A 22,392-nucleotide genomic window follows, 5' to 3' on the forward strand; every position below is an offset into this window, starting at 1 on the left:
GACGGGGCCGCACACCACTCGGGTGTGCGGCCCCGTTCTGAAAATGCGGTGTCAGGCCCAGCTGGAGCCGACGGCGCTGTCGGTGCTGGCCATGTTGCTGCCGGCGGTCTGCACCTTCTGGCCGTGGGCGTTGGCCTGCTCGTAGATCACCTGGAAGTTGCGACCCAACTGGGTGATGAACTCCTGGCAGGCCACCGAACCCGAGCCGCCCCAAAAGTCACCGGCGGCCAACACATCACGAACGATGGCCTGATGCTCGGCCTCCAACGACGCGGCCTGCGCACGAATCAACGCGCCATGCGAATCCACATCGCCGAACTGATAATTGATGGTCATGTTTGCGTCCTCTCAAAGTCAAAAGTGGTGGACAGCAGCGCCGAAGGCTAGCTGCTCAAAATCTGCTGGGAAGCCTGCTCTTGCTGCTCATAGTTGTTGGCGTCACGGATCAACCCGTCGCGCACCCCGTGCAGCATGTTCACGATGTTGCGGAACGCCTGATTCATCTGCCCCATGGTGTCATACGAGGTCGCCTGCGCCTGCCCACTCCAGCCGGCCCCGGCGATGTTCATCGACGACGCCCACATCTTGCGGGCCTCGTCCTCAACGGTCTGGGCGTGCACCTCAAAACGGCCCGCCATCGCCCGCATCTCGTGCGGATCGGTCATAAAACGTGTTGCCATCTCGGCTATCTCCTTGTCTCGAAGCCTTCGGCTTGTCGAAGTCTTGTCCAGTTGTAATTCGGTGTGGCGGTAGCCACAGCACGGATAGATTACGGCTTACGGGTTAATTGATCGCCTCAAATGGGTGACATATCCTCCCTTTTTTCCCGGCATTAGACGACAACCTGCTTGGGCATGACGATCGGCTTGAAGCCGTACCGCGGGCCCGTTCCGTAGGCGGCGGCGCCCTTGGCCGCTCCCGCCATTCCCGGCATGCCGGGCATCGCCGCGACGGGCTCGGCTTCGGCGGCGGCGGTCCAGCCGGAGCCCTCCAGGGGGGCGGTGGACGAGGCCAACGTCGCCGGGGCGGCCGAAGACCAGCTGGCCGGCACGGACAGGCCGCCGACCGCGGAGGCTTCGGCCATGCCCGCCGACATCGCTCCGCTTCCCACGCTGTTCACCAACGACCCTTCTCCAATGGCCGCACCACCGGCCAGCGGCACGACGTCGCTCGCGGCTGCCGCGGGCGCCGCGGCGGCGGCCGCCGTGTGTATATACGACACCGCCGTCGGGATGGCGGTGCCGACGAACCAGGCCGCGGTCACACCAAACTGCTGAATGCCGTTGAAGCTGAACAGCGTGCCGAAGAGGCCGTCCGCCTCGGTCAGCACCTCCGCCGGCCCAGGAAAAGCGGTCGAGAAAGCGTTCCATATTTCGGTACCGAAGGACTCGGTCCCAAAGTTCGCCAACAGACCACCCAACCCTGTCGCCGCGCTGTTCGTTTGGGCGGACGCCAAGGCTGCGGACACTGCGCTGCCTTGGGTGGCGGCGGCGGCCGGACTGGCGGTCGGTGACGCCGGCGCCAGCGGCTGAAGGACCGAGGACGCTGCCGCCGCCGCCGAATACGTGTACATCGTGAGTGCGTCCTGGACCCACATTTCCATGTATTGGGCCTCGGTGGCCATGATCGCCGGCGTGTTGATGCCCAGGAAATTCGTCGCGACCAGCGCCGCCAGTTGCGCCCGGTTCGCGGCGATCACCGGCGGTGGCACCGTCCCAGTGAAGGCTGCCTCGTAGGCGGCTGCCGACGCAGACGCCTGGGTGGCGGCCTGCTCGGCCGCCGTGGCGGTGGTGGACAGCCAGCTCACATAAGGCTGGGCAGCGGCCGCCGCCGCCGCCGATCCCGCACCCGTCCACTGCTCGCCGGTCAGGGTCCCGACGATCGACTCCCAGGAGGTCGCCGTGGTGCTCAGCTCGGCGGCCAGGTTGCTCCAGGCCGTCGCGGCCGCCATCAGCGGTCCTGAACCGGCGCCGGTGTACATGAGCGCGGAGTTGACCTCCGGCGGCAAGGCTGCGAAATCTAAGACCATTTCTGTATCCCGTTCTTTCTGAGCGAATTTGGCTGATTAGGTAGTGATGTAGGCCCGCGTTGGCGTTCGCTCCTTAGACGGCCGTCGGCTTCGGCATGACGATGGGCTTGACGCCGTAGCGCGGCGCACCGAAGCCGGCGCTGTTGCGCGCGGCCGCGCCCAGCCCGGGCATTCCGGGGACGATGGTTCCCGGCCCGGCCTGCGGCGCGGCGCCGGTCCAGCCGACGGTCTGCACGGCGGTGACGGGGCTGGCGCCCGGGGTGAACGTGCCGGCCCAACTCGGCGGCACCGACAACTTGCCCACCATGGTCGCCTGGCCGAGGCCCCCGACCGGCATGGCTCCCACTGCGCCCATGCCGCCGGCCGGCCCAACCGCGTTCACGGTATCCGCGGCGCCGACGGCAGCGGCGGCGTCACCGGCCGCGGTCGGCCACCAGTCGGTAGGCACAAGACCACCGCCGGCCATGCCGAGGCAGGTCGACATCGCCGAGGCCCAGTTGCCGCTCTCGAAGCTGACGAAGTTGGCAGGATTACCCGACAGGCTGATCGGGCTTCCACCCGAGCTGTAGAGCGGGCCGCCGAGGAATGTGGCGAGGTTTTGCTCGAAAGAGGCGATAGCGTCGTAGGGACTGGCCGCTGCACTCGCGTTGGCGGCCTCGGTGGCGCTGTAGGTGCCGGAGCTGAGGCCGAGGGTCTGCACGAACTGCTGTTGTATCGACTGAGCCTCGGCCGCGATCTGCTGGTAGAGCGTGCCGTACGTCGAGAAGATTCCCGCCTGCAGGGCCGAGACCGGGTCCGCGGCCGCCGGGGCGATGGCGGTCGTGGGTGCCGCGGCGCCCACGTTCTGGGCCGTCAGCGAAGTGCCGATCCCTTCCAGCTGTGCCGCCGCGGCGAGCAACTCTTCAGGAATTGTTGTCAGAAACGACATCTACTGCTCCTAGTGTTGGGAACTTGCCGACCCCCACCCGGGTGGGTCGACGCTGTGTGTTCGCGTAACGGCTCCTGTGCGTCGGCGTAAGGTTAACGAGCCACGACTCCACATTCCCGACGGAAAAGGCTAGGGTGACGGGCGTTTACGGCTTCTTAACGCTGACGCGGGCAGTTTTAACAAGGTCCTGTCGGGCGACATAGCGCTGTCATCTGGGATCCCGATGCGATGCACCAAATGGCGCGCGGCGCGCGCATCCTAGGTCAGGAGCGCCCGGCACGCACCTTGGGATTTTCGCCGGCTTGGGCGGGTGCGACGCTCCGGCGCGGCGCTTCGCGCTAGATTCGCCGCGGGCCCCCATAGCCCAATTGGCAGAGGCAGCGGACTTAAAATCCGCCCAGTGTCGGTTCGAGTCCGACTGGGGGCACCGGCGTTGCGGGCCTGGCGAGCCGGCGCGGATCGCCGATTCTGCGCTCCAGTCGTTGCGGCTTGATTCGATGGATGTTTATATAGAAAGATGTCGAATCAAAGCGGGTGTTGCCCGGCGCTGAGCGTGGCCGCTCTGGGGGAATCGCAGGCAGCGGAGTTGGCGGCGATGTTCAAGGCGCTCGGTGACCCGGTCCGGCTGCGGCTGCTGAGCCTGATCGCCAGCCACCCCGGCGGGGAGGCGTGCGTATGTGAGATCTCGGCGACCTTCGACGTCTCCCAGCCGACGATTTCTCATCACCTCAAGCTGCTGCGCTCAACCGGCCTGTTGGACTGCGAGCGGCGGGGCACCTGGGTGTACTACTGGGTGATTCCCTCGGCGTTGCGGCGGCTTTCTTCGGCCCTGCATGTCGACGACGAAGCCTTGACGGGGCCGTGACGGAAACCCCGACGCCGGTGTCGGCCCCGAAGGTGGTAGCGACCCGGCTTTCGACGCTGGATCGGTTCCTACCGGTGTGGATCGGCGTTGCGATGGACCTGTCACGCCGACTGGGTGAACGAGCCAGGGGTCGCCGCTGGTACGAGACGACGTTCCTGCCCCGCGTCGGTCCGTGGGCCCTGTATGGCCTGCTGTTCACCATCGTCATCCTGTTTGCCTTGCAGGGCCACCAAATCACCGGCCGACCATGGGATGTCGCCCGCATCGCCGTGCCACTGCTGGCCTACTTCGCGATCATGTGGGCCGGCGGATACGCCCTCGGGTTCGTGCTGCGACTGGGCTACGCCCGCACCGCGACCCTGGCGTTCACGGCCGCCGGCAACAATTTCGAACTGGCCATCGCGGTGGCGATTGCCACCTACGGCGCGGCATCGGGGCAAGCCCTGGCCGGGGTCGTCGGACCACTCATCGAAGTGCCCCTGCTCGTTGGGCTGGTCCACGTTTCCCTGGCGATGCGCGCCCGGCTGTCCCGGCCCGAGCCGGACCGAGGGGCCCTGGCCGATGGCCGATAAGCCCAGTGTCTTGTTCGTCTGCGTCCACAACGCCGGACGCTCGCAGATGGCCGCGGCCCTGCTGAGCCACAAGGCCGGAGGTCGCATCGAAGTTCGCTCAGCCGGAACGGAACCCGCCGATCAGATCAACCCCGTCGTCGTCGCAGCGCTGGCCGAACTCGGCGTCGACATCACCGCCGCCACCCCCAAAGTCCTCACCGGCGTCGCCGTGCAGGCCAGCGACGTCGTGATCACCATGGGCTGTGGCGACGCCTGTCCCTACTTTCCCGGGGTGTCCTACCGCGACTGGAAACTTCCCGACCCCGCCGGCCAGCCCCTGCCCACCGTGAGGGCGATCCGCGACGACATAGCCGCCCGTGTCGAGTCACTGATCGCCGAACTCCTGCCCAACGCTACGACCGCATGATCCGCACCAAGGAAGGAACCATCATGTCTCGCGTGCAGCTGGCCCTCAATGTCGACGACCTCGGCGAGGCGATCGCGTTCTACTCCAAGCTGTTCGACACCGAACCGGCCAAGGTCAAACCCGGCTACGCCAACTTCGCGATCGCCGAACCCCCGCTAAAACTGGTGCTGCTGGAAAATCCCGGCCACGGCGGCACCCTCAACCACCTCGGCGTCGAAGTGGAGACGGCCGACAAAGTCCACGCAGAAATCGCCCGTCTCGCGGGCGGGGGAATGCTCCCCGAGGAGGAGATCGGCACCACGTGTTGCTATGCCACCCAGGACAAGGCATGGGTCGCCGGACCCGCCGGCGAGAGGTGGGAGGTCTACACCGTCCTGGCCGACTCGGAAACCCCGTGATTTCTCGCTCGCGCATAAGCTCTCATGCTGACGACGCGCCAAAACATAGGGACCGCACAATGGACGAGGTAAGGCCGGCTATCACGACGCACGTGCAGCGCGGATCGGTGCCGGGCGGTCAGCAGCCACGCACGGCGGAGGACTGCGCCGCCTACCTGCTGCCTCATTTGAAGCCGGGCACGTCCGTGCTGGATATCGGATGCGGTCCCGGCAGCACCACCGCCGACCTCGCCGAGCGGGTGGCGCCCGGGCCGGTATTGGCCGTCGACCTGTTCGACCGCGTCCTGGACATGGCCCGCGCCGAGGTCCGGCGGCGCAACCTGTCAAACGTCTCGTTCTCGACCGCCGACGTGCACAAGCTCGACCTTCCCGACGATGCATTCGATGTCGTGCATGCCCATCAGGTGCTGCAACACGTCACCGATCCGGTGGCGGCGCTGCGGGAGATGAGGAGGGTGTGCCGGCCGGGAGGCGTTGTGGCGGCGCGAGATGTCGACTACGCGGGGTTCATCTGGTTCCCGCAACTGCCTGCGCTGGATCTTTGGCGCGACCTGTATCAACAGGCGGCGCGCGCCAACCGCGGCGAACCGGATGCGGGCCGGCGGCTGCTGTCGTGGGCCCGTGCGGCGGGATTCGACGACGTCACCCCCACGGCCAGCCTGTGGTGCTACGCGACGCCCGCAAGTCGCGAATGGTGGGGTGGAATGTGGGCCGACCGGATCCTGCATTCCGGCGTCGGTCGCGAGATGTTGGCTTTGGGCCTCGCCACGGCCGCGCAGCTCGAGGAGATCGCCGTGGCATGGCGGACCTGGGCCGCCGCCCCGGACGGCTGGCTGTCCATCCCGCACGGCGAAATACTTTGCCATGCATAGATTTCAGCCGCGCTGGTACACCGTCACCCGATCGTGGACGCCCCACCATTGCACCGGTCGGCGGGAATCGACTTCGGCCCAATCTCTGTCGAGTATCCGACGCATCTCGTCATCGCCGGTGTGGCCTTTGTCCTCGCCGATGTAGATGAGGCGTGTCCCCGCGTAGCCCGTCAATATGCGCGCGCCGACGTCCTGTTGAAAGGGTGGCCACGAAAGCAATAGCGTCCTGTCAGGGTGCAGTGCCACCGCTTCGGCGCCATCCTTCGCGCAGACCTCGGCGTACAGGTCCTCACCGTGCCAACCGTTGGTGACCAGCGCCGTACCCGGGTTCAGGTCGTAGGAGACGACGTCCACACCCAGCTGCCCAAGCAGGTAGGCCCAATAGCCCGTGCCCGCCATGGGATCGACAAGGGCCCCTTGAGCATGCTCGGCGACGAAGGCGACGGTGTCGGGGTCGGGAATGGTCCAGCAGTACTTCCTTACGAGCTGTTGGCGGTTCGGCGCGCGTGCCATGCTCGCTTCGACGGATCGGTCCAAACGGAACTCACCGACCACCGGGTTGCCGGCGAAACTGTCGGCCTCGACGCAATCCTTGACCGCGTCCCAAAACGGATTGTCGATGGTCATTCCGTTGCTCCTGAGCTGAGGTGCTCGCGTCACGGCCCCGTCGGGTGGTCGAGGCGAAGCTTCGCGTCCCCGCGAGTTGTGTGCGCTAACCGTTGGTTCAAGTCTGACATGGCGCCGCGGTAAAGGACCTGCTAGACGGGTGTGGATCGATTCCAGGTCGACAACCACCCCGCGTTGGGCGTTGCCGCCGGCCACGCCCGAAGCCGCCACTCATAAACTGACTCCTCGTGGGCATGCTGTCAGGGTTTGCGCCGTGGATCGTCTATTGGGTGCTGGTCGGCAATGTCCCGTTCGCCGCCGCCGCCTTGATCGCGCTGGCGATCGCGGTCGCGTCATTGGCGGTCGGCGCCCCCGCTGACAAGTCACTCCAAATCGGCAATGTCGCAATGCTTTTGGTGCTGACGATCCTGACCTTTGCGCTCGGTGACTCGCTTGACCAGCGGTGGATACTGCCGCTGAGCAACGCCGGGATCCTCTCGCTTGCGGTGGTCGGCGCGCTGGCCGGCCGGCCGTTCGTGCGGGAGTTCGCCGCCGCGGAGCAGCCCGATGACGTGGTCAAGACGGAGCTGTTCACCCGGCTGGTCCGGGCGCTGACGCGGGTCTGGATCGCCGCGTTCGCCGGCATGACGGTGTCGTCGGCGATCCCGCCGATCATGAGTGCGGGCGCGACCATCCTCGACACGAGGACACCGTTGTCGTATGTCTGCTACTGGGTCGTTCCGTTCTCGCTGTTGGGCCTGGCGGCGCTGGCCTCGCGGGTGCTGCCCGACCGGATGCTGGCCGGGATCGACGACGTCGCCCGCGAGACCTCGTTCGTCGCCTACGACGAAGCCACCATCGACGAGCTGTACTACCTGGCCCAGGAACACGCCAACCGCGAGGTCGGCCCCGGCAAGGAGGCCTACAACGTCAAGGTCGGCGGGATGGGAACCCCGCTGACCGGGGACGAGTCCCGAAAGTCGTGGCCCTCCACCTACAAAGTCCGCGACAAGCGGCACTAGGAGCATCGTGACGAACGCCCCCAGCCCGGACGCGATCCGCGCCGAAACGATCACCATCGCCGGCCACGGCGGCGACCAGATCGAGGCCTACCGGGCCATGCCGCTCGCCGGGGGATCGCGCGGCGGGATCGTGTGGATTCACCACATGCCCGGCTACGACCGCGAGACCAAGGAGTTCGTCCGGAGGCTCGCGGTCAACGGCTATCACACGGTCGTCCCGAACCTGTATTCGCGCGAGGCCCCCGGCGCCGCGCCCGATGACGCCGCCGCGGCGGCGCGGGCCGCCGGCGGGGTGCCCGACGAGCGGCTCGTCGGCGATGTCGCCGGCGCGGCCGAGCACCTGCGTTCGTTGCCCGGAGCCAACGGGAAGCTGGGCGTCATCGGGCACTGCTCGGGCGGGCGGCACGCCTTCCTGGCGGCGTGCTCGCTGAAGTTCGACGCCGCGGTGGACTGCTACGGCGCGTTCGTCGTCGAGGACCCGCCGGAGGGCGCGCCCAGGGCCATCAAACGGATCCTGCACCTGGCGCCGAACCTGAGTTGCCCGCTGCTGGGCCTGTTCGGGGTCGAGGACAGGTTCCCCGCCCCGCCCGCGGTGGCCACGCTGGACGCCGAGCTGACCGGGCTGGGCAAGCCGCACGAGTTTCATTCCTACGAGGGCGCCGGCCACGCCTTCTTCTCCGTCGACCGGCCGGCGTACCGGGTCGAGGCGGCGCTGGACGGCTGGCGCCGCATCGACGAGTTCTTCGCCATCCACCTGAAAGGCTAGGTGTCCCAGGCAATGTGCACCCATCTCACCGAACACGTGCGGATCGACGGCAGCGGCAAGGGCGCAACCGGATGGTTCGGCGCCGACCGGGCGACGGTGTACGTCGACCATCCCGTCCACGCGCCGTACGGCCACACGGTCAACATCGACGTGATCAATCCGGAACTGGGCCCGGCGGCGCGGGTCGCGCTCGAGCTCACCGAGGAGAGCGCCCTGGCGCTGGCCGACGCCATCCGCAAGGCGATCGCCCACGCCCCGGCCGGGTTGGCCTCCAAGGCCGGTAGGTGACCCATGACGAGCGACACCGGGGACCGTGACTACCCGCAAATGGCCGCCGCGCGCGGACGCATCGAGCCCGCGCCGCGCCGGGTCCGCGGCTATCTCGGCCACCAGCTGGTGTTCGACACCACCGCCGCCCGCTACGTCTGGGAATTGCCTTACTACCCAGCGTATTACGTGCCACTGGCCGACGTGCGCACGGAGTTCCTGCGCGACGAGAACCACGCCCAGAAGGTGCAGCTCGGCCCGTCGCGGCTGCACTCGCTGGTCGGCGACGGCCGGACCTACCCATCGGCGGCGCGGGTGTTCGACGCCGACAGCCCCGTGGCGGGCACGGTGCGCTTCGAGTGGGATCCGTTGCGGTGGTTCGAGGAAGACGAGCCGATCTACGGCCATCCGCGCAATCCGTATTCGCGGGTCGACGCGCTGCGCTCGCACCGCCGGGTCCGGGTCGAGCTCGAGGGAATCGCATTGGCCGACACCGGATCTCCGGTTCTGCTTTTTGAAACGGGTTTACCCACAAGGTATTACATCGACCCAACCGACATCGCGTTCGAGCATCTGGAACCCAGTCCGACGCGGACCCTGTGCCCGTACAAGGGAGTGACGTCGGGCTACTGGTCGGTGCGGGTGGGGGAGACCGTGCATCCGGACCTGGCGTGGACGTATCACTATCCGCTGCCGGCGGTCGGGCACATCGCCGGCCTGGTGGCCTTTTACAACGAGAAACTCGACATCACGGTCGACGGTGTCGCATTGCCGCGGCCGCGGACCCAGTTCAGCTAGCGGGGGGCATCGGTCACTCGCCGGCCGGCATACAACGATGTGCCCGCCTACGCGCGGCAGCCCGCCGCACTTGTCGCTGGTAGGTGGGCAGAGAAGTATGTGCCTCCGAAGCCGAGACGCGAGTGACACATGTGACCGCCACGAGGTGTCCGACGTGGCCCGCCCTGACCTGTCGCCGACGCACAGCGGGTGGTCCACTCCCCTTGAATAAGGTGGCATACCAACATATTTCGTCCGGATTCGGGGAAGGCCAAGGCCCGACGGCGTGAATCGTGCCGGTCGATCACTCCCCGACGAAGCACAGCCTCGGTTCAACGAACAACCGTGACCCAAGTCGGGCACACGTCCCACGTGTGACGTTGACCTCTTTTTGCGGAATGCCTTTAAGGTCCTCTTATTTCGCGGTGTCGCGGACGGCGGCCGCCGCAAGTTAGCCGCGACCGCGATCCTCCCGGTACCGCGGCGGGCCGGAGTTTGCCACCGGGCCACTCGCTAGGGACCGCATAGTCGCGGCGTGCGGCGCCGGACGGCGGCCGTCCGGAATTCGGTCGGTAAAGTTTACGAAAGCAGCCACCCAATGGGTGCTTGAGTCCAGTACTTCAGGGCCGCCAGCGTCGCACAGCCATGCCTCGACCATCGTGGCGCGCCCCGCGGACCTACCCCGAGTAGAGCAAAGGCGGTGCCGGCATTGCGCGGTGTGAGCCACCCGGACGGCCGGGCCATTGAGCTGGGCTCCGCCCCGGGACTTCCGATCGCCGCCCGGATCGCCGTGCGCAACGGCCCGATCAGCGGCATCGTCGCCAGCCCGGACGGCACCCGGCTGATGGTGGCCAACTACGGCCGCGACAGCGTCTCGGTCATCGATACCGGCACCCGCCGGGTCGTGCGGACCGTCGCCGGCCTCAACGAGCCGTTCGCGATCGCGATGGGCCGCCACGACACCCGCCGCGCGTACGTCAGCACCGTGTCGCCGGCGTACGACTCGATCGGCGTCATCGACGTGCCCAGCAACGCCGTCATCGCGACACACCCGGTGGCGCTCAGCGTGAGCGACCTGGCGGTAAGCCCCGACGGGCAGCGCGTCTATGCCAGCCGAAACGGCGCCGGCGGTCCTGACGTCGCCGTGCTCGACACCCGCACCGGCCGGGTGGAGGCGATCGCCCTCCCCGGCACCACCACGCAATGCGTGCGCGTCAGCCCCGACGGCGATCGCGTCTATGTCGCCACCAACGGCCCGGCCGGCGGGCGGCTCGTCGTGATCGGCGGCGACACCCGTCGCGTCATCGGCGCCGTGGAGATCGACCTGCCCATCCGGGACGTGGCGCTCGGCCCCAACGACACCATCGCCTACGTGGCCAGTTGCGCCCCCGAGCGCGGCGCGGTGGTCGACGTCGTCGACACCCGCACCGCCGCCATCACCGGCACCCGCACGATCGCCGAGGCCGACGCCCCGACCGGGTTGACGCTCAGCGGCGACGGCGACCGGGCCTACCTGGTCGGCGGCGACGGCATCACGGTGCTGTGCACGCTCACCCACGACGTCGTCGGCACCCTCGCCGTGGCGAGTCGGCCGTCGTGCGTGACGGAAAGCCCGGACGGCGAATACCTGTACGTGGCGGACCATTCCGGCACGGTCACGGTGGCGCGGGTCGCCTCGATCGTCGCGCCGGGCGCCGAGACCGCGGTGGACGAGCGCGACGCCGCGACCGAGTGGGTCGTGCCCGAGCTGTTGTGCTCCGAGCCCGTTCCGGCCTGACCCCGCCCACGGGTAAAACGCCCATTGTCGGGGAATCCGTTTTCTCCCGGCCGCGTGCGGGGATAGCATTCGCCCGACCGCACACCAGGCGGCGCTGTGCCGAGACCCGTAAGGCGGTGCATCGATGGACAGCACCATGCAGGACTTTCCGCTGACGATCGCCGCGATCATGCGGCACGGCTGCGATGTCCACGGGGCACGCACGGTGACCACCGCCACCGGGGACGGCTACCGGCGCACCACCTACCGCGAACTGGGCCAGCAGGCCGCCCGGCTGGCGAACGCGTTGCGCCGCCTCGGCATCACCGGCGACCAGCGCGTCGCGACGTTCATGTGGAACAACGCCGAACACCTGGCGGCCTACCTCGCGGTGCCGTCGATGAGCGCCGTCCTGCACACCCTCAACATCCGGCTCTTCCCCGAGCAGATCGCCTATGTCGCCAACGAGGCCGAAGACCGGGTCGTGCTGGTCGACGTGTCGCTGGCCGGGCTGCTCGCGCCCGTCCTCGGCGGCCTCGAGACCGTGCACACGGTGATCGTGGTCGGGGAGGGCGAGACGGGGCCGCTGCGGGAATCGGGCAAGACCGTGCTGAGCTACGCCGAATTGATCGACGCCGAATCCCCCGACTTTGAGTGGCCGCGCATCGACGAAAACTCCGCGGCCGCCATGTGCTACACCAGCGGCACCACCGGCAACCCGAAAGGCGTTGTCTACAGCCATCGTTCGAGCTTCCTGCACACCATGGCGGCCTGCACCGCCAACGGCATCGGCATCGGGGCCACCGACAGCCTGCTGCCGATCGTGCCGATGTTCCACGCCAACGCGTGGGGGCTGCCGTACGCGGCGCTGATGGCGGGCTCCGACCTGGTGCTGCCCGATCGCCACCTCGACGCGCGCTCGCTGATCGGCATGGTCGAAGACCTGCGGCCCACGGTGGCGGGCGCGGTGCCCACCATCTGGAACGATGTCCTGCACCGCCTCGAGGACGACCCCGACCACGACATGTCGTCGCTGCGCCTGGTGGTCTGCGGCGGCTCGGCCGTTCCGGTGTCGCTGATGCGCACCTTCGAGGAGAAACACGGCGTCCAGATCCGGCAGCTGTGGGGCATGACGGAGACGTCGCCGATGGCCACCATGGCCTGGCCTCCGCCGGGCACCCCGGCGGACCAGCACTGGGCGTTCCGCGCGACCCAGGGCCAGCCGGTGTGCGGGGTGGAAATGCGGATCGTCGACGACGACGGCCGGGTGCTGCCCAACGACGGCGACGCCGTGGGCGAGGTGGAGGTCCGCGGCCCGTGGATCGCCGGCTCGTACTACCTGGGACGCGACGACTCCAAGTTCGACTCGGGCTGGCTGCGCACCGGCGACGTGGGCCGCATCGACGAGCGGGGCTTCGTCACCCTGACCGACCGGGCCAAGGACGTCATCAAGTCCGGCGGGGAGTGGATCTCGTCGGTCGAGCTGGAGAACTGCCTCATCGCGCACCCCCACGTGCTCGAGGCCGCGGTGGTCGGGGTTCCCGACGAGCGGTGGCAGGAGCGGCCGCTGGCGGTCATCGTGGCCAAGCAGGGCGCGTCGGTCAGCGCCGAACATTTGCGGGCGTTCCTGGCGGATAGGGTCGTTCGGTGGTGGTTGCCCGAGCGGTGGACGTTCGTGGACGAGATTCCCCGCACCAGCGTGGGCAAGTACGACAAGAAGGCCATCCGGGCGCGCCACGCCGAGCATGGCTATTGGGTGATCGAGGCCCGCGACTGAGCGCCGGCATCCCCCGCGAGCAGACGCAGAATCGCATAGTTTCGCCGGCAAACGTGCGATTCTACGTCTGCTCGCGAGGAGAGAAGTCTCGCGGGAGAACTCGCGAGGAGAGAAAGTGAGGTGCACATGCTGAGGGTCATTCAGTGGGCGACCGGGTCGGTCGGTGTGGCCGCGATCAAGGGCGTGCTCGATCATCCCGAGCTCGAACTCGTTGGCTGCTGGGTGCATTCGGAGGCCAAGAACGGCAAGGACGTCGGCGACATCATCGGCACCCCGCCGCTCGGCGTGACCGCGACCAACAGCATCGACGAGGTGCTCGCGCTGGACGCCGACGCGGTGATCTACGCGCCGTTGCTGCCCAACGTCGAGGAGGTCGCCGCGCTGCTGCGCTCGGGCAAGAACGTCGTCACCCCGCTCGGGTGGTTCTACCCGAGCGAAAAAGAGGGCGCCCCGCTCGAGGTCGCCGCGCAGGCCGGCAACGCGACGCTGCACGGCGCCGGCATCGGGCCCGGGGCGGCCACCGAGCTGTTTCCGCTGCTGCTGTCGGTGATGTCCACCGGCGTGACTTTCGTTCGCTCCGAAGAGTTTTCCGACCTTCGCACCTATAACGCGCCGGACGTGCTGCGCTACGTGATGGGCTTCGGCGGGACGCCGGACAGCGCGTTGACCGGGCCGATGCAAAAGCTGCTCGACGGCGGCTTCATCCAGTCGGTGCGGCTGTGTGTCGATCGGCTGGGCTTCGCCGCCGATCCCGAGGTCCGCTCGTCGCAGGAGGTGGCCGTGGCGACCGCCCCGATCGACTCGCCGATCGGGGTGATCGAGCCCGGGCAGGTGGCCGGGCGCCGCTTCCACTGGGAGGCGCTGGTCGGCGACGCGGTGGTCGTGCGGATCACCGTGAACTGGCTGATGGGATCCGAAAACCTCGATCCGCCTTGGTCTTTCGGGCCCGCGGGGGAACGCTACGAGATCGAGGTGCGCGGCAACCCGGACACCTTCGTGACCGTCAAGGGATGGCAGCCCGAAAGCGTGCGGGCGGGGCTGGAGAGCAACCCCGGGATCGTCGCGACCGCCGCGCACTGCGTCAACGCCGTCCCCGCGACGTGTGCCGCCCCGGCGGGCATCCAAACCTTCTTCGATCTGCCGCCGATCACCGGCCGGGCCGCCCCGCGGCTGGCGCGCTGAGGGCCGAAAGCCGCCCCGGTACCGTCGAGACCATGTGCCGACTTTTTGGCTTGCACGCCGGGACGCGGGCTTGCACCGCGACGTTTTGGCTGCTGAACGCCCCGGACAGCCTGTCCAAGCAAAGCCGGAAAAACCCGGACGGCACGGGTGTGGGTGTTTTTGACGAGCGCGGCCGGCCACGGCTCGATAAGGAGCCGATCGCGGCGTGGCGGGACAGCCAATTCGCCACCGAGGCACACGAACTGACCGGTACGACCTTCGTCGCCCACGTCCGCTACGCGACGACCGGGTCGCTCGACGTCCGCAACACCCACCCCTTTTTGCAGGACGGCCGGATCTTTGCGCACAACGGCGTGGTCGAGGGGCTCGACGTCCTCGACGACCGGCTGCGCGAACTCGGCGCCGACGACCTGGTCCTCGGCGAGACCGATTCGGAGCGGGTGTTCGCCCTCGTCACCGGTTCGATCCGCGCCCGGGGCGGCGAGGTGACGGCCGGACTGGTCGACGCCCTGGGGTGGCTCGCCGCGAACGTGCCCATCTACGCGGTTAACATCCTGCTCAGCACGGCCACCGACATGTGGGCGCTGCGCTACCCGCAGACCCACGAGCTCTATGTCCTGGACCGGCGCCACGAAGACCGGACAACCGAATTCGACCTGCGCACCCACCGAATCCGCGCGCGGTCCGAGCATCTGTGCACCCGCTCGTCGGTGGTGTTCGCCACCGAACCGATGGACGACGACCCGCGCTGGCGCCCGCTCGAACCGGGCGAGCTGGTCCACGTCGACGCCGGGCTGACGATCACCCGCGATGTGGTGTTGCCCGACCCGCCCGCCCATCCGCTGCGCCGGACCGACCTGAGCGCGCCGGTCCAGCAAGCGCAGCACACGTCGGCGTAGGGCCCGGGACGTGGCAACCAGGCGCGCGCTCGTGCTGGCCGGCGGCGGCATAGCCGGAATCGCTTGGGAGACGGGCATTTTGCGCGGGATCGCCGACGAATCCCCGGCGGCGGCGCGGCTGCTGCTGGATTCGGACGTGCTGGTGGGGACGTCGGCGGGTTCGGCGGTCGCCGCGCAGATCGGCAGCGGCGACACGCTCGAGGCGCTGTTCGACCGGCAGGTCGCGGAGTCGTCGGCGGAGCTCGATTCCGGCGTCGACGTCGACGACATCGCCGGACTCTTCCTGGCCGCGTTGGGCGAACCCTACGACCCGGCTCTGGACAGGACCCGTCAGCAGATTCAGCGCATCGGGGCCGTGGCGCTGGCGACCGCGACCGTCCCGGAGCCGGTCCGGCGCCAGGTGATCGCGCACCGCCTGCCCTCACACGACTGGCCGGACCGGGCGCTGCGGGTCACCGCGATCGACGCCGCCACCGGCGAATTGGTGGTCTTCGACCGGGACTCGGGGGTGGGGCTGGTCGACGCGGTGGCGGCCAGTTGCGCGGTGCCGGGGGCGTGGCCGCCGGTGACCATCGCGGGCCGGCGCTATATGGACGGCGGGGTGGCCAGCTCCGTCAACCTCGGAGTCGCCGCCGATTGCGACGTCGCGGTGGTGCTGGTGCCGTCGGGCGCGGACACGCCGGCGCCGTTCGGCGACGGGCCGGCCGCCGAGATCGCCGCGTTCCCCGGCAAGGCGTTCGCGGTGTTCGCCGACGGCGACGCGTTGGCGGCGTTCGGGCCCAATGCGCTGGATCCCCGCTGCCGCATCCCCTCGGCGGTGGCCGGACGCGACCAGGGCCGCCGCGAGGCGGCGGCGGTCGCCCGATTCCTGGGCGCCTGAAACACCTTCTGGCACATGGCTGTTCAGTCCTCGATCGCGGGCGGAACGGGTTGGTCGTCCCCGGTTTCGAGGGCGTCCAGGGCCCGGTCGGCCAGCGCGCGGCCGGCGTCAATCACCTCCGCCGCCCGGTGAAACTCCAGGCTTCGGCACGTCGAGCGCGGCACCTCGATCAGCAGGTCGGCGGGGTAGGCCGCCAGCGTGTGGCGCGCGAGCGCGGACTGCGCGATGTCGATCGTGCGATTCATCACCTCGAAGCTGCCCAGCTTTGGGGCTTCGGGTGGCCCCTCGGCCGGCGCTTCCGCGGGCGGGTCAGAATCGTCGGGCCACAGCTCGGATTCCGCGGCCGGGGCGCCGAATCGGCTCAACACCGCCCGCGCGGCGGTGGCGTCAAGCAGCGCAGAAGTGCTGCGCACCATGCGGTTCAGCCACTCGGCGGTGGCGCCCGGCTCCTCGTCGCGGCGGGTGATGGCCTCGCCGCCGCTGAGGCTCACCGCGATGGTCAGGTCGGCGTCGACCGCCGCGATGGGGGCCATCGGCAGCGGATCCAGGATGCCGCCGTCGGCGAGCAGGCGTCCGCCGATTTCGTGCGGGGCGATCACCCCCGGTATCGCGATGGACGCCCGGATGGCCTCGTCGAGCGGCCCGCGCTGAAACCACACCGACCTGCCGGTCAACAGGTCGGTCGCCACGGCCGTGTAGGGGATGGGCAGTTCCTCGATGGTGACCGGGCCCAGGATGTCGCGCACCGTGTCCAGGATCTTCTCGGCCCGCATCACTCCCGCCGCGCTGATGGAGAAGTCCAGCAGCCGCAGGATGGTGCGTTGTGTCAAGGACTTCGCCCAGTCGGCGAACTCGTCGAGGCATCCGGCCGCCTCCAGGCCGCCGACCAGCGCGCCCATCGAGGAGCCCGCGATCCCCACGACCTCGTACCCGCGCGCCCGCAGCGCCTCGATCACCCCGATGTGGGCGTAGCCGCGGGCGCCGCCGCTGCCGAGCGCCAGCGCCACCCGGGTCGGCGATGATCGACGCGCCACCGCTCCATTCTGCGCGGCGCGGCCGGCCGTCCGGGGCTCCCGGGGCACTTTTTTGTACCCGTGATCTCAATTGCGCCGGGCGCCGCGGCGGCGCTACCCGCATTCCTCGTTGGCCGCCGCGCGCGCGGCGGTGATCACGGCCGCCTGCCGCGCCAGCGTCAACGCCGACCACCGGGCGTTCCAGGTGCCGGCGGTGCCCGTCGGCGAGGCCTGAATCATCGCGAGGTACGGCTCCACCAGCGATCCACCGGCGCTGGGCTGGGCCTCCATCCACACCTTTGCGGCGTGACAGGCCTGGAAATACTCCTCCTCGGTCGAATCCGCGGGGACATCGATCCTGGTCGTCACGCCGGCGGGGGAGAGCCCGACGGCCCCCGGCGGTGCCGCGGCCGGGCCGCGGGGGACGTCCGACGGCCGCGCCGACGTGGACGTGATAGTGCTGTTGGGCGCCCCATGCGAGCACCCCGTGACCGCCAACAACATCGCCGCGGCGACAACCGCGCCCCGCCGCAAGGGGAGATGACCGCACCAGCGCACGGTCTCAATCTATGCAACACTGGCTGCCGTGATGGAGCACCTCGGATTTTGGGAGTGTTGTCGGCCGTAACACGCCGCCGCCTGCCCGATCCGTTCTGCCTGGAGCTCCCCATGTCCGTTCGTCTCGCGACGCCCGCCGTCGCCCCCGTCGCGCTGCGCGCACCGACCGTCTCGTCGCCGTCCTCGGGACCCACCCGGCTGCGGGTGCCCGACCTCCTGCACGCCACCGATCAGGCCGCCGACCACGTGCTCAGCGGACGCTACGACCACCTGCTGCCCAGGGGCGGGGTGCCGGAGTCGCGGCGCTGGTTCACCCGCATCCACGGCGACGAGGAACTCGACGTCTGGCTGATCAGCTGGGTCCCCGGTCATCACACCGAACTGCACGACCACGGCGGGTCGCTGGGCGCGCTGACCGTGCTGTCCGGGTCGCTCAACGAATTCCGTTGGGACGGGCGGGGTTTGCGGCGACGCCGGTTGGACGCCGGCGATCAGGCCGGGTTCCCGCTGGGCTGGGTGCACGACGTGGTGTGGGCGCCCCGGCCCGTTCCGCAGCCCGCTGCAAAGGCGATGCCCATCGGCCGGGCCGCGGTGCAGCCGACCCTGAGCGTGCACGCGTACTCGCCGCCGCTGACCGCGATGTCGTACTACGAGATCACCGACCGCAACAGGTTGCGCCGCCAGCGCACGGAACTGACCGACCAACCGGAAGGACCCTGATGAGCCGCATCGACGTTGTCCTGCGATCGGCCCGGCGTCGCTTTCGCCGCCTCGCCGCCACCGAGGTGCCCGACGCGCTGCGGCGCGGGGCGGTGCTGGTGGACATCCGGCCGCAGGCCCAGCGATTCCGCGAGGGTGAGTTGCCGGGCGCGCTGGTGATCGAACGCAACGTCCTGGAATGGCGCTGCGACCCGACCAGCGACGCACGGCTGCCGGAGGCCGTCGGCGACGACGTCGAATGGGTGATCGTGTGCTCGGAGGGCTATACGTCCAGCCTGGCGGCCGCCGCGCTGCTCGACATCGGCCTGCATCGGGCCACCGACGTCATCGGCGGCTATCACGCGCTGGCGGGTGCGGGCGTGCTGGACCGGCTGGCCGGGGATTCGGCCGATCCGGGTCTGGGGGCGCTGGCCAACTCCGGGACGCCCGCCCGCCGCTGGCTCTAGCCGTTGGCGTGCAGCAGCGGCCGCAGCCTGTCCGTCTTCTGCTGCGTCCACCCGGGCGGCGACAGCACCGCCGCCCAGCCGTTGGCGACATCGGCGACGTAATGGTGGCCGTGCCCGTCGGGCACGTCGACCGCCACCGCCATGTCGGCCGAGACTTGCAGGAACGTCACCACCGGGATCCACCGTGTCTGGCGCAGCACGTCATAGCCGCGCCTCTCGCGCAGCCAGTCCGGTTTGGCGAACAACAGGTCGGGGGTCCACCAGGCGATCGGATCGGAGGCGTGCTGCAGATACACCACCCGCGGCGTCTCCCACGTCGTGTTCGGACGGTCCAAATCGCTTGCGCGGGCGACGAAACGGACGTTCCTGCCGTCGTCGTAGATCGGCAGCCACTGCGGGGAACCGGCGTCGCGCGTCGAGGTCAGGTCCGTCCAGATGGTGTTGTTGAAGGTCGGCCCGCTGAACAGGGCGCCGTCGGTGCGGGCCAGGACGTTGTTCAGGCTCATGAAGGGCGCCTCGCCGCCGAACGATCCCAGGCTTTCGCCGAACACCACGAGCTTGGGGCGTTGCCCCTCCGGGATTTGGCGCACCAGCCGGTCGACGGCCTCGAACAGCGCCTGGCCGGCGTGCCGGGCGTTCTCCTTATCCACCAGGAAGGACAGCCAGCTCGGCAGGAACGAATACTGCATGCTCACGATCGCGGTGTTGCCGTTGTACATGTACTCCAGCGCCGAGGCCTCCGCCTCGTTGATCCAGCCGGTCCCGGTGGTCGTCGCGACCGCGACGACGGCGCGCCGCAGCCCGCCCTCGCGCTGCAGCTCGCGCGCCGCGAGCTCGGCGGCCGCGGTGATGCCGTCCGCCGAGTTCAGCCCGGCGTAGGCGCGGATCGGCTCGGTGGCCGGGGCCCCGTTGAACGCGGTCAGCTCGTCGACCCTGGGACCGCCCTGGATGAAGATGCGGCCTTGGTGGCCCAGCGATTCCCATGACACCAGCGACTCGGGACCCCCGGATCGCAGCGCGGTCTTCGGGGGCGTGGTGTCGGGGTTCATCTCGTTGTTGACCGAGGCGAACGTGTGGTTCATCGTGCGCATGGCGGACTTGAGCACGACGCCGTTGAGCAGGGTGATGGTCAGCACCACGAGCAGGACGACGACGATGGTCACCGAGAGGCGAAACGGCGCGATCCTATCGAGCACGCCGACGAGGAAGGCGACCAGCCAGCGGATGAACTGGCCGATTTCCACCAGCGTGAACAGCACCACGAGCGAGAGGCCCGCGGCCACGGGGTAGTCGTACCACTTCAGGTGCTCGACCCCCATCAGGTCGCGCACCTGGTCCTGCCAGACGTGGAACCAGATCGCCATCAGCACCAAGCCGACCGCGCCGACAGGGACCAGCACCGCCCAGGCCCAGCGCGGCGGCGGCGGGCTGTAATTCTTGGTTCGCATGTAACGGACCAGCCAGACGGCGAAGACGCCCAGCCCATAGCCGATGGCGCCGGAGAAGCCGCTGACCAACCCCTGAAACAGCGCGCCGCGTGGCAACAGCGACGGCGTCAGCGAAAACCAAATGAACACAACGCCAACCGCGGTGCCGGTGAAGGTGTAATGGCGAACCCACCACGGTCGGCCGGCGGGCCGTGGGGTCGGGCGCTCGGGCGGCTCGATTTCCGCCGCCGGTTCGTGGCCGGGCGGCTCGTCTGTGGAAGCGGTCGTTGCGGGACCCGATTCGCTCATCGCGGCATTCCTACCGGTGGGTGAAATCGGGGGCGCGCTTCTCGATGAACGCCGCCATGCCCTCGGACTGGTCCGCCGTCGCGAAGGTCGAATGAAACAGCCTGCGTTCGTAGAGAAGTCCTTCGGACAGGGTCGTTTCGAAAGCCCGGTTGACGGCCTCCTTGGCCATCCGGGCGGCCGACCGCGACATGCGCGAGATGGTGGTGGCGACGGCCCTGGCCTCGGTGAGCAGGTCGTCGGCCGGCACCACCCGCGAAACCAGGCCGCTCCGTTCGGCTTCCGCGGCGTCGATGGTGCGCCCGGTCAGGATGAGGTCCATGGCCTTGGCCTTGCCGATGGCCCGGGTGAGGCGCTGCGAACCGCCCATGCCCGGCAGCACCCCGAGTTTGATCTCCGGTTGGCCGAACTTCGCCGTGTCGGCCGCGATCAGCAGGTCGCACATCATCGCCAGCTCGCAGCCGCCGCCGAGCGCGTGCCCGGCCACCGCGGCGATCGTCGGGGTGCGGACCGCGGCCAGTGTGGCCCAGGCGGCGAAGAAGTCGGCGTCGAACGCGTCGGCGAACGAAAGGCCGGCCATCTCCTTGATGTCGGCGCCGGCCGCGAAGGCCTTGGCCGAACCGGTGATGATGATCGCCCCGATGCCGGGGTCGTTGTCGAGTTCCGTTGCCGCGCCGGTGACTTCGCGCATCACCTGGCTGTTGAGCGCGTTGAGCGCCTCCGGCCGGTTCAGTGTGATGATCCCGACGCGCTGATCGCGCTCGACGAGGATGGTTTCGTACGTCATGGCTTACCTCCCTGGGAAACTCAGGTCGTCGTCGACCGGCGCGAAATACGCCTCCACGTCGGCCGGGGTGATTTCGGCCAGCGTCGCCGGCGACCACTTCGGATCGCGATCCTTGTCGATGATCTGCGCGCGGATGCCCTCCACCAGGTCGTGCGAGCGCACCGACGCGCTAGACACCCGATAGTCCTGGACCAGAACGTCTTCGAGCGCCCCCATCGCGGCCGCGCGACGCACCGCCTGCAGCGCCACCGACACGGCGATGGGGGAGCGCGTGGCGATCAGGTCGGCCGCTTCGTGGGCCGGTTCGGCGTCATGCCCCCGCAGCGCGGCGACGATGTCCTCGGCGGTGTCTTTCGTGAAACACTCGTCGATCCAATCACGTTGCGCGGCAAGGCTACTCGGTGGTGGTTCGACGGCGTGGGCGGCCAGCGCGCCCTCGACGCCGTCGTCGACGATGGCCTCGGTGAACGCGTCGAGTTCGCCGTGCGGCACGTAGTGGTCGGCGAATCCCATTGCGATGGCGTCGGATCCGGAGAACGTCGCTCCGGTCATGGCGGCATACAGGCCCAGCGCGCCCGGCGCCCGGGACAGTAGAAATGCCCCGCCGACGTCGGGGATGAACCCGATGCCGACCTCGGGCATCGCGACTTTGGAGGTATCGGTCACCACCCGGGTGTTGGCGTGCGCGCTGACACCCACGCCGCCGCCCATCACGATGCCGTCCATCAACGCCACGTACGGTTTGGCGAACCGGCCGATCTTCCCGTTGAGCAGATACTCGTCGCGCCAGAACCGTCGCGCCTCGATGCCATCTGTACGGGCGCTGTGGTAGACCGCGACGATGTCCCCGCCGGCGCACAATCCGCGTTCGCCGGCTCCGGACAGCACGACCGCGCCCACCGAGTCGTCATTCCCCCACCGGGTGAGGATTGCGTTCAGCGCATCCACCATCGGCTGATTCAGCGAGTTGATCGCCCTGGGCCGGTTGAGCGTGATCAAGCCGACGCCGCCGTCGACCCGGGTCAGGACCTCGTCGGATTGCTGGTCGGATTCCGCGGTCACGCCACATCCTCCCATCGCCGGTCCGGCCTCGACCAGCAATCTAGATCGTCACCAGTGAAGCGTTACCCGCG

General features: G+C 68.9%; 24 protein-coding genes, 1 tRNA gene and 1 pseudogene. 16 read left to right on the forward strand and 10 right to left on the reverse strand.

Translation table 11 applies throughout. The annotated features are described in order from the left end of the window. Positions 1-51 precede the first annotated feature (51 nt). The 4 genes from G6N25_RS15140 to G6N25_RS15155 all read right to left on the reverse strand — a co-directional run bounded on the left by G6N25_RS15140 (position 52) and on the right by G6N25_RS15155 (position 2,957). A complete protein-coding gene (locus tag G6N25_RS15140; RefSeq protein ID WP_083072106.1) occupies positions 52-336 on the reverse strand; it encodes a WXG100 family type VII secretion target in 285 nt (94 codons plus the stop codon). A gap of 47 nt (positions 337-383) precedes the next feature. Next, positions 384-680, reverse strand: coding sequence for a WXG100 family type VII secretion target (locus G6N25_RS15145; RefSeq protein ID WP_163672461.1), 297 nt, complete (start codon positions 678-680; stop codon positions 384-386). A 152-nt stretch (positions 681-832) separates the two neighbouring features. Then, the gene (locus G6N25_RS15150; RefSeq protein WP_083076857.1) at positions 833-2,029 is read right to left on the reverse strand and encodes a PPE family protein; all 1,197 of its coding nucleotides are present in this window, start codon (positions 2,027-2,029) and stop codon (positions 833-835) included. A gap of 73 nt (positions 2,030-2,102) precedes the next feature. Next, positions 2,103-2,957 (reverse strand): PPE family protein, SVP subgroup, encoded by an 855-nt coding sequence (locus tag G6N25_RS15155; protein ID WP_083076853.1) that lies wholly within the window; start codon positions 2,955-2,957, stop codon positions 2,103-2,105. A 353-nt stretch (positions 2,958-3,310) separates the two neighbouring features. Between G6N25_RS15155 and G6N25_RS15160 the strand changes: the two genes are divergently transcribed. The 5 genes and pseudogenes from G6N25_RS15160 (at position 3,311) to G6N25_RS15185 (ending at position 6,070) form a co-directional block, all read left to right on the forward strand. Then, positions 3,311-3,384 (forward strand) — tRNA-Leu (locus G6N25_RS15160). Between the two features lie 90 nt (positions 3,385-3,474). After that, positions 3,475-3,822 (forward strand): ArsR/SmtB family transcription factor, encoded by a 348-nt coding sequence (locus tag G6N25_RS15165; RefSeq protein ID WP_083076849.1) that lies wholly within the window; start codon positions 3,475-3,477, stop codon positions 3,820-3,822. Positions 3,823-3,920: 98 nt separating this feature from the next. Then, positions 3,921-4,800: pseudogene (locus G6N25_RS23885) on the forward strand (arsenate reductase/protein-tyrosine-phosphatase family protein); the annotation flags it as partial. Positions 4,801-4,823: 23 nt separating this feature from the next. Next, positions 4,824-5,198 (forward strand): ArsI/CadI family heavy metal resistance metalloenzyme, encoded by a 375-nt coding sequence (locus G6N25_RS15180; protein WP_083076875.1) that lies wholly within the window; start codon positions 4,824-4,826, stop codon positions 5,196-5,198. 59 nt (positions 5,199-5,257) lie between these two features. Then, positions 5,258-6,070 carry a methyltransferase domain-containing protein gene (locus tag G6N25_RS15185; RefSeq protein WP_083076842.1) on the forward strand — a complete coding sequence of 271 codons (813 nt, stop codon included), beginning with the start codon at positions 5,258-5,260 and terminating at the stop codon, positions 6,068-6,070. Positions 6,071-6,073: 3 nt separating this feature from the next. On the opposite strand, the gene G6N25_RS15190 is transcribed toward G6N25_RS15185, so the two are convergent. Next, complete coding sequence (locus G6N25_RS15190; protein ID WP_083076840.1) at positions 6,074-6,697, reverse strand: hypothetical protein; 624 nt, start codon at positions 6,695-6,697, stop codon at positions 6,074-6,076. Between the two features lie 227 nt (positions 6,698-6,924). On the opposite strand from G6N25_RS15190, the gene G6N25_RS15195 reads away from it, so the two are divergent. The 9 genes from G6N25_RS15195 (at position 6,925) to G6N25_RS15235 (ending at position 16,002) form a co-directional block, all read left to right on the forward strand. Then, entirely contained in the window at positions 6,925-7,698 is a 774-nt protein-coding gene (locus G6N25_RS15195) for a hypothetical protein (RefSeq protein ID WP_083076838.1), read from the forward strand. Between the two features lie 7 nt (positions 7,699-7,705). Beyond that, entirely contained in the window at positions 7,706-8,464 is a 759-nt protein-coding gene (locus G6N25_RS15200) for a dienelactone hydrolase family protein (RefSeq protein ID WP_083076835.1), read from the forward strand. A gap of 12 nt (positions 8,465-8,476) precedes the next feature. Continuing rightward, entirely contained in the window at positions 8,477-8,752 is a 276-nt protein-coding gene (locus G6N25_RS15205) for a DUF6295 family protein (protein WP_083076872.1), read from the forward strand. A 3-nt stretch (positions 8,753-8,755) separates the two neighbouring features. Beyond that, entirely contained in the window at positions 8,756-9,529 is a 774-nt protein-coding gene (locus G6N25_RS15210; protein ID WP_083076833.1) for a DUF427 domain-containing protein, read from the forward strand. A 697-nt stretch (positions 9,530-10,226) separates the two neighbouring features. Continuing rightward, a complete protein-coding gene (locus G6N25_RS24205; RefSeq protein ID WP_269473868.1) occupies positions 10,227-11,285 on the forward strand; it encodes a YncE family protein in 1,059 nt (352 codons plus the stop codon). 124 nt (positions 11,286-11,409) lie between these two features. Beyond that, positions 11,410-13,041, forward strand: coding sequence for a long-chain fatty acid--CoA ligase (locus G6N25_RS15220; protein ID WP_083076828.1), 1,632 nt, complete (start codon positions 11,410-11,412; stop codon positions 13,039-13,041). A 126-nt stretch (positions 13,042-13,167) separates the two neighbouring features. Next, on the forward strand, positions 13,168-14,223 hold the full coding sequence (locus tag G6N25_RS15225; protein ID WP_083076824.1) for an NAD(P)H-dependent amine dehydrogenase family protein: 1,056 nt from the start codon (positions 13,168-13,170) through the stop codon (positions 14,221-14,223). Between the two features lie 32 nt (positions 14,224-14,255). After that, positions 14,256-15,122, forward strand: a complete 867-nt coding sequence (locus tag G6N25_RS15230; RefSeq protein WP_083076821.1) for a class II glutamine amidotransferase — start codon at positions 14,256-14,258, stop codon at positions 15,120-15,122. Between the two features lie 10 nt (positions 15,123-15,132). Beyond that, a complete protein-coding gene (locus G6N25_RS15235; protein ID WP_083076819.1) occupies positions 15,133-16,002 on the forward strand; it encodes a patatin-like phospholipase family protein in 870 nt (289 codons plus the stop codon). A 23-nt stretch (positions 16,003-16,025) separates the two neighbouring features. Here G6N25_RS15235 and G6N25_RS15240 read toward each other — a convergent pair whose 3' ends face one another. Together G6N25_RS15240 and G6N25_RS15245 are read right to left on the reverse strand one after the other, a co-directional pair. Beyond that, entirely contained in the window at positions 16,026-17,036 is a 1,011-nt protein-coding gene (locus G6N25_RS15240; protein ID WP_232065809.1) for a patatin-like phospholipase family protein, read from the reverse strand. A 93-nt stretch (positions 17,037-17,129) separates the two neighbouring features. Then, positions 17,130-17,573, reverse strand: a complete 444-nt coding sequence (locus G6N25_RS15245; protein WP_372506945.1) for a lipoprotein LpqV — start codon at positions 17,571-17,573, stop codon at positions 17,130-17,132. Positions 17,574-17,684: 111 nt separating this feature from the next. On the opposite strand from G6N25_RS15245, the gene G6N25_RS15250 reads away from it, so the two are divergent. Together G6N25_RS15250 and G6N25_RS15255 are read left to right on the forward strand one after the other, a co-directional pair. Then, positions 17,685-18,293 (forward strand): cupin domain-containing protein, encoded by a 609-nt coding sequence (locus tag G6N25_RS15250; RefSeq protein ID WP_083076867.1) that lies wholly within the window; start codon positions 17,685-17,687, stop codon positions 18,291-18,293. Then, complete coding sequence (locus G6N25_RS15255; protein WP_083076813.1) at positions 18,293-18,739, forward strand: rhodanese-like domain-containing protein; 447 nt, start codon at positions 18,293-18,295, stop codon at positions 18,737-18,739. The genes G6N25_RS15250 and G6N25_RS15255 overlap by 1 nt, the downstream gene beginning before the upstream one ends. On the opposite strand, the gene G6N25_RS15260 is transcribed toward G6N25_RS15255, so the two are convergent. From G6N25_RS15260 to G6N25_RS15270, 3 genes are read right to left on the reverse strand one after another with little or no spacing between them, the layout of a single operon-like run. After that, positions 18,736-20,475: an alpha/beta hydrolase gene (locus tag G6N25_RS15260; RefSeq protein ID WP_083076810.1), complete on the reverse strand. Its 1,740-nt coding sequence runs from the start codon at positions 20,473-20,475 to the stop codon at positions 18,736-18,738. The genes G6N25_RS15255 and G6N25_RS15260 overlap by 4 nt on opposite strands. A 10-nt stretch (positions 20,476-20,485) precedes the next feature. Then, positions 20,486-21,259 (reverse strand): enoyl-CoA hydratase, encoded by a 774-nt coding sequence (locus tag G6N25_RS15265; RefSeq protein WP_083076806.1) that lies wholly within the window; start codon positions 21,257-21,259, stop codon positions 20,486-20,488. Positions 21,260-21,262: 3 nt separating this feature from the next. After that, positions 21,263-22,321 (reverse strand): enoyl-CoA hydratase/isomerase family protein, encoded by a 1,059-nt coding sequence (locus tag G6N25_RS15270; RefSeq protein WP_232065810.1) that lies wholly within the window; start codon positions 22,319-22,321, stop codon positions 21,263-21,265. Positions 22,322-22,392: the final 71 nt, after the last annotated feature.

The sequence above is a fragment of the Mycobacterium heidelbergense genome, assembly GCF_010730745.1.
In the GTDB taxonomy this organism is placed as follows: domain Bacteria; phylum Actinomycetota; class Actinomycetes; order Mycobacteriales; family Mycobacteriaceae; genus Mycobacterium; species Mycobacterium heidelbergense.

What these genes read in the sequence shown, in the direction of transcription:
- G6N25_RS15140 (WP_083072106.1), bottom strand. Translation starts at nt 336, where the DNA reads ATGACCATCAATTATCAGTTCGGCGATGTGGATTCGCATGGCGCGTTG.
- G6N25_RS15145 (WP_163672461.1), bottom strand. Translation starts at nt 680, where the DNA reads ATGGCAACACGTTTTATGACCGATCCGCACGAGATGCGGGCGATGGCG.
- G6N25_RS15150 (WP_083076857.1), bottom strand. Translation starts at nt 2,029, where the DNA reads ATGGTCTTAGATTTCGCAGCCTTGCCGCCGGAGGTCAACTCCGCGCTC.
- G6N25_RS15155 (WP_083076853.1), bottom strand. Translation starts at nt 2,957, where the DNA reads ATGTCGTTTCTGACAACAATTCCTGAAGAGTTGCTCGCCGCGGCGGCA.
- G6N25_RS15165 (WP_083076849.1), top strand. Translation starts at nt 3,475, where the DNA reads ATGTCGAATCAAAGCGGGTGTTGCCCGGCGCTGAGCGTGGCCGCTCTG.
- G6N25_RS15180 (WP_083076875.1), top strand. Translation starts at nt 4,824, where the DNA reads ATGTCTCGCGTGCAGCTGGCCCTCAATGTCGACGACCTCGGCGAGGCG.
- G6N25_RS15185 (WP_083076842.1), top strand. Translation starts at nt 5,258, where the DNA reads ATGGACGAGGTAAGGCCGGCTATCACGACGCACGTGCAGCGCGGATCG.
- G6N25_RS15190 (WP_083076840.1), bottom strand. Translation starts at nt 6,697, where the DNA reads ATGACCATCGACAATCCGTTTTGGGACGCGGTCAAGGATTGCGTCGAG.
- G6N25_RS15205 (WP_083076872.1), top strand. Translation starts at nt 8,477, where the DNA reads ATGTGCACCCATCTCACCGAACACGTGCGGATCGACGGCAGCGGCAAG.
- G6N25_RS15210 (WP_083076833.1), top strand. Translation starts at nt 8,756, where the DNA reads ATGACGAGCGACACCGGGGACCGTGACTACCCGCAAATGGCCGCCGCG.
- G6N25_RS15220 (WP_083076828.1), top strand. Translation starts at nt 11,410, where the DNA reads ATGGACAGCACCATGCAGGACTTTCCGCTGACGATCGCCGCGATCATG.
- G6N25_RS15225 (WP_083076824.1), top strand. Translation starts at nt 13,168, where the DNA reads ATGCTGAGGGTCATTCAGTGGGCGACCGGGTCGGTCGGTGTGGCCGCG.
- G6N25_RS15230 (WP_083076821.1), top strand. Translation starts at nt 14,256, where the DNA reads ATGTGCCGACTTTTTGGCTTGCACGCCGGGACGCGGGCTTGCACCGCG.
- G6N25_RS15250 (WP_083076867.1), top strand. Translation starts at nt 17,685, where the DNA reads ATGTCCGTTCGTCTCGCGACGCCCGCCGTCGCCCCCGTCGCGCTGCGC.
- G6N25_RS15255 (WP_083076813.1), top strand. Translation starts at nt 18,293, where the DNA reads ATGAGCCGCATCGACGTTGTCCTGCGATCGGCCCGGCGTCGCTTTCGC.
- G6N25_RS15260 (WP_083076810.1), bottom strand. Translation starts at nt 20,475, where the DNA reads ATGAGCGAATCGGGTCCCGCAACGACCGCTTCCACAGACGAGCCGCCC.
- G6N25_RS15265 (WP_083076806.1), bottom strand. Translation starts at nt 21,259, where the DNA reads ATGACGTACGAAACCATCCTCGTCGAGCGCGATCAGCGCGTCGGGATC.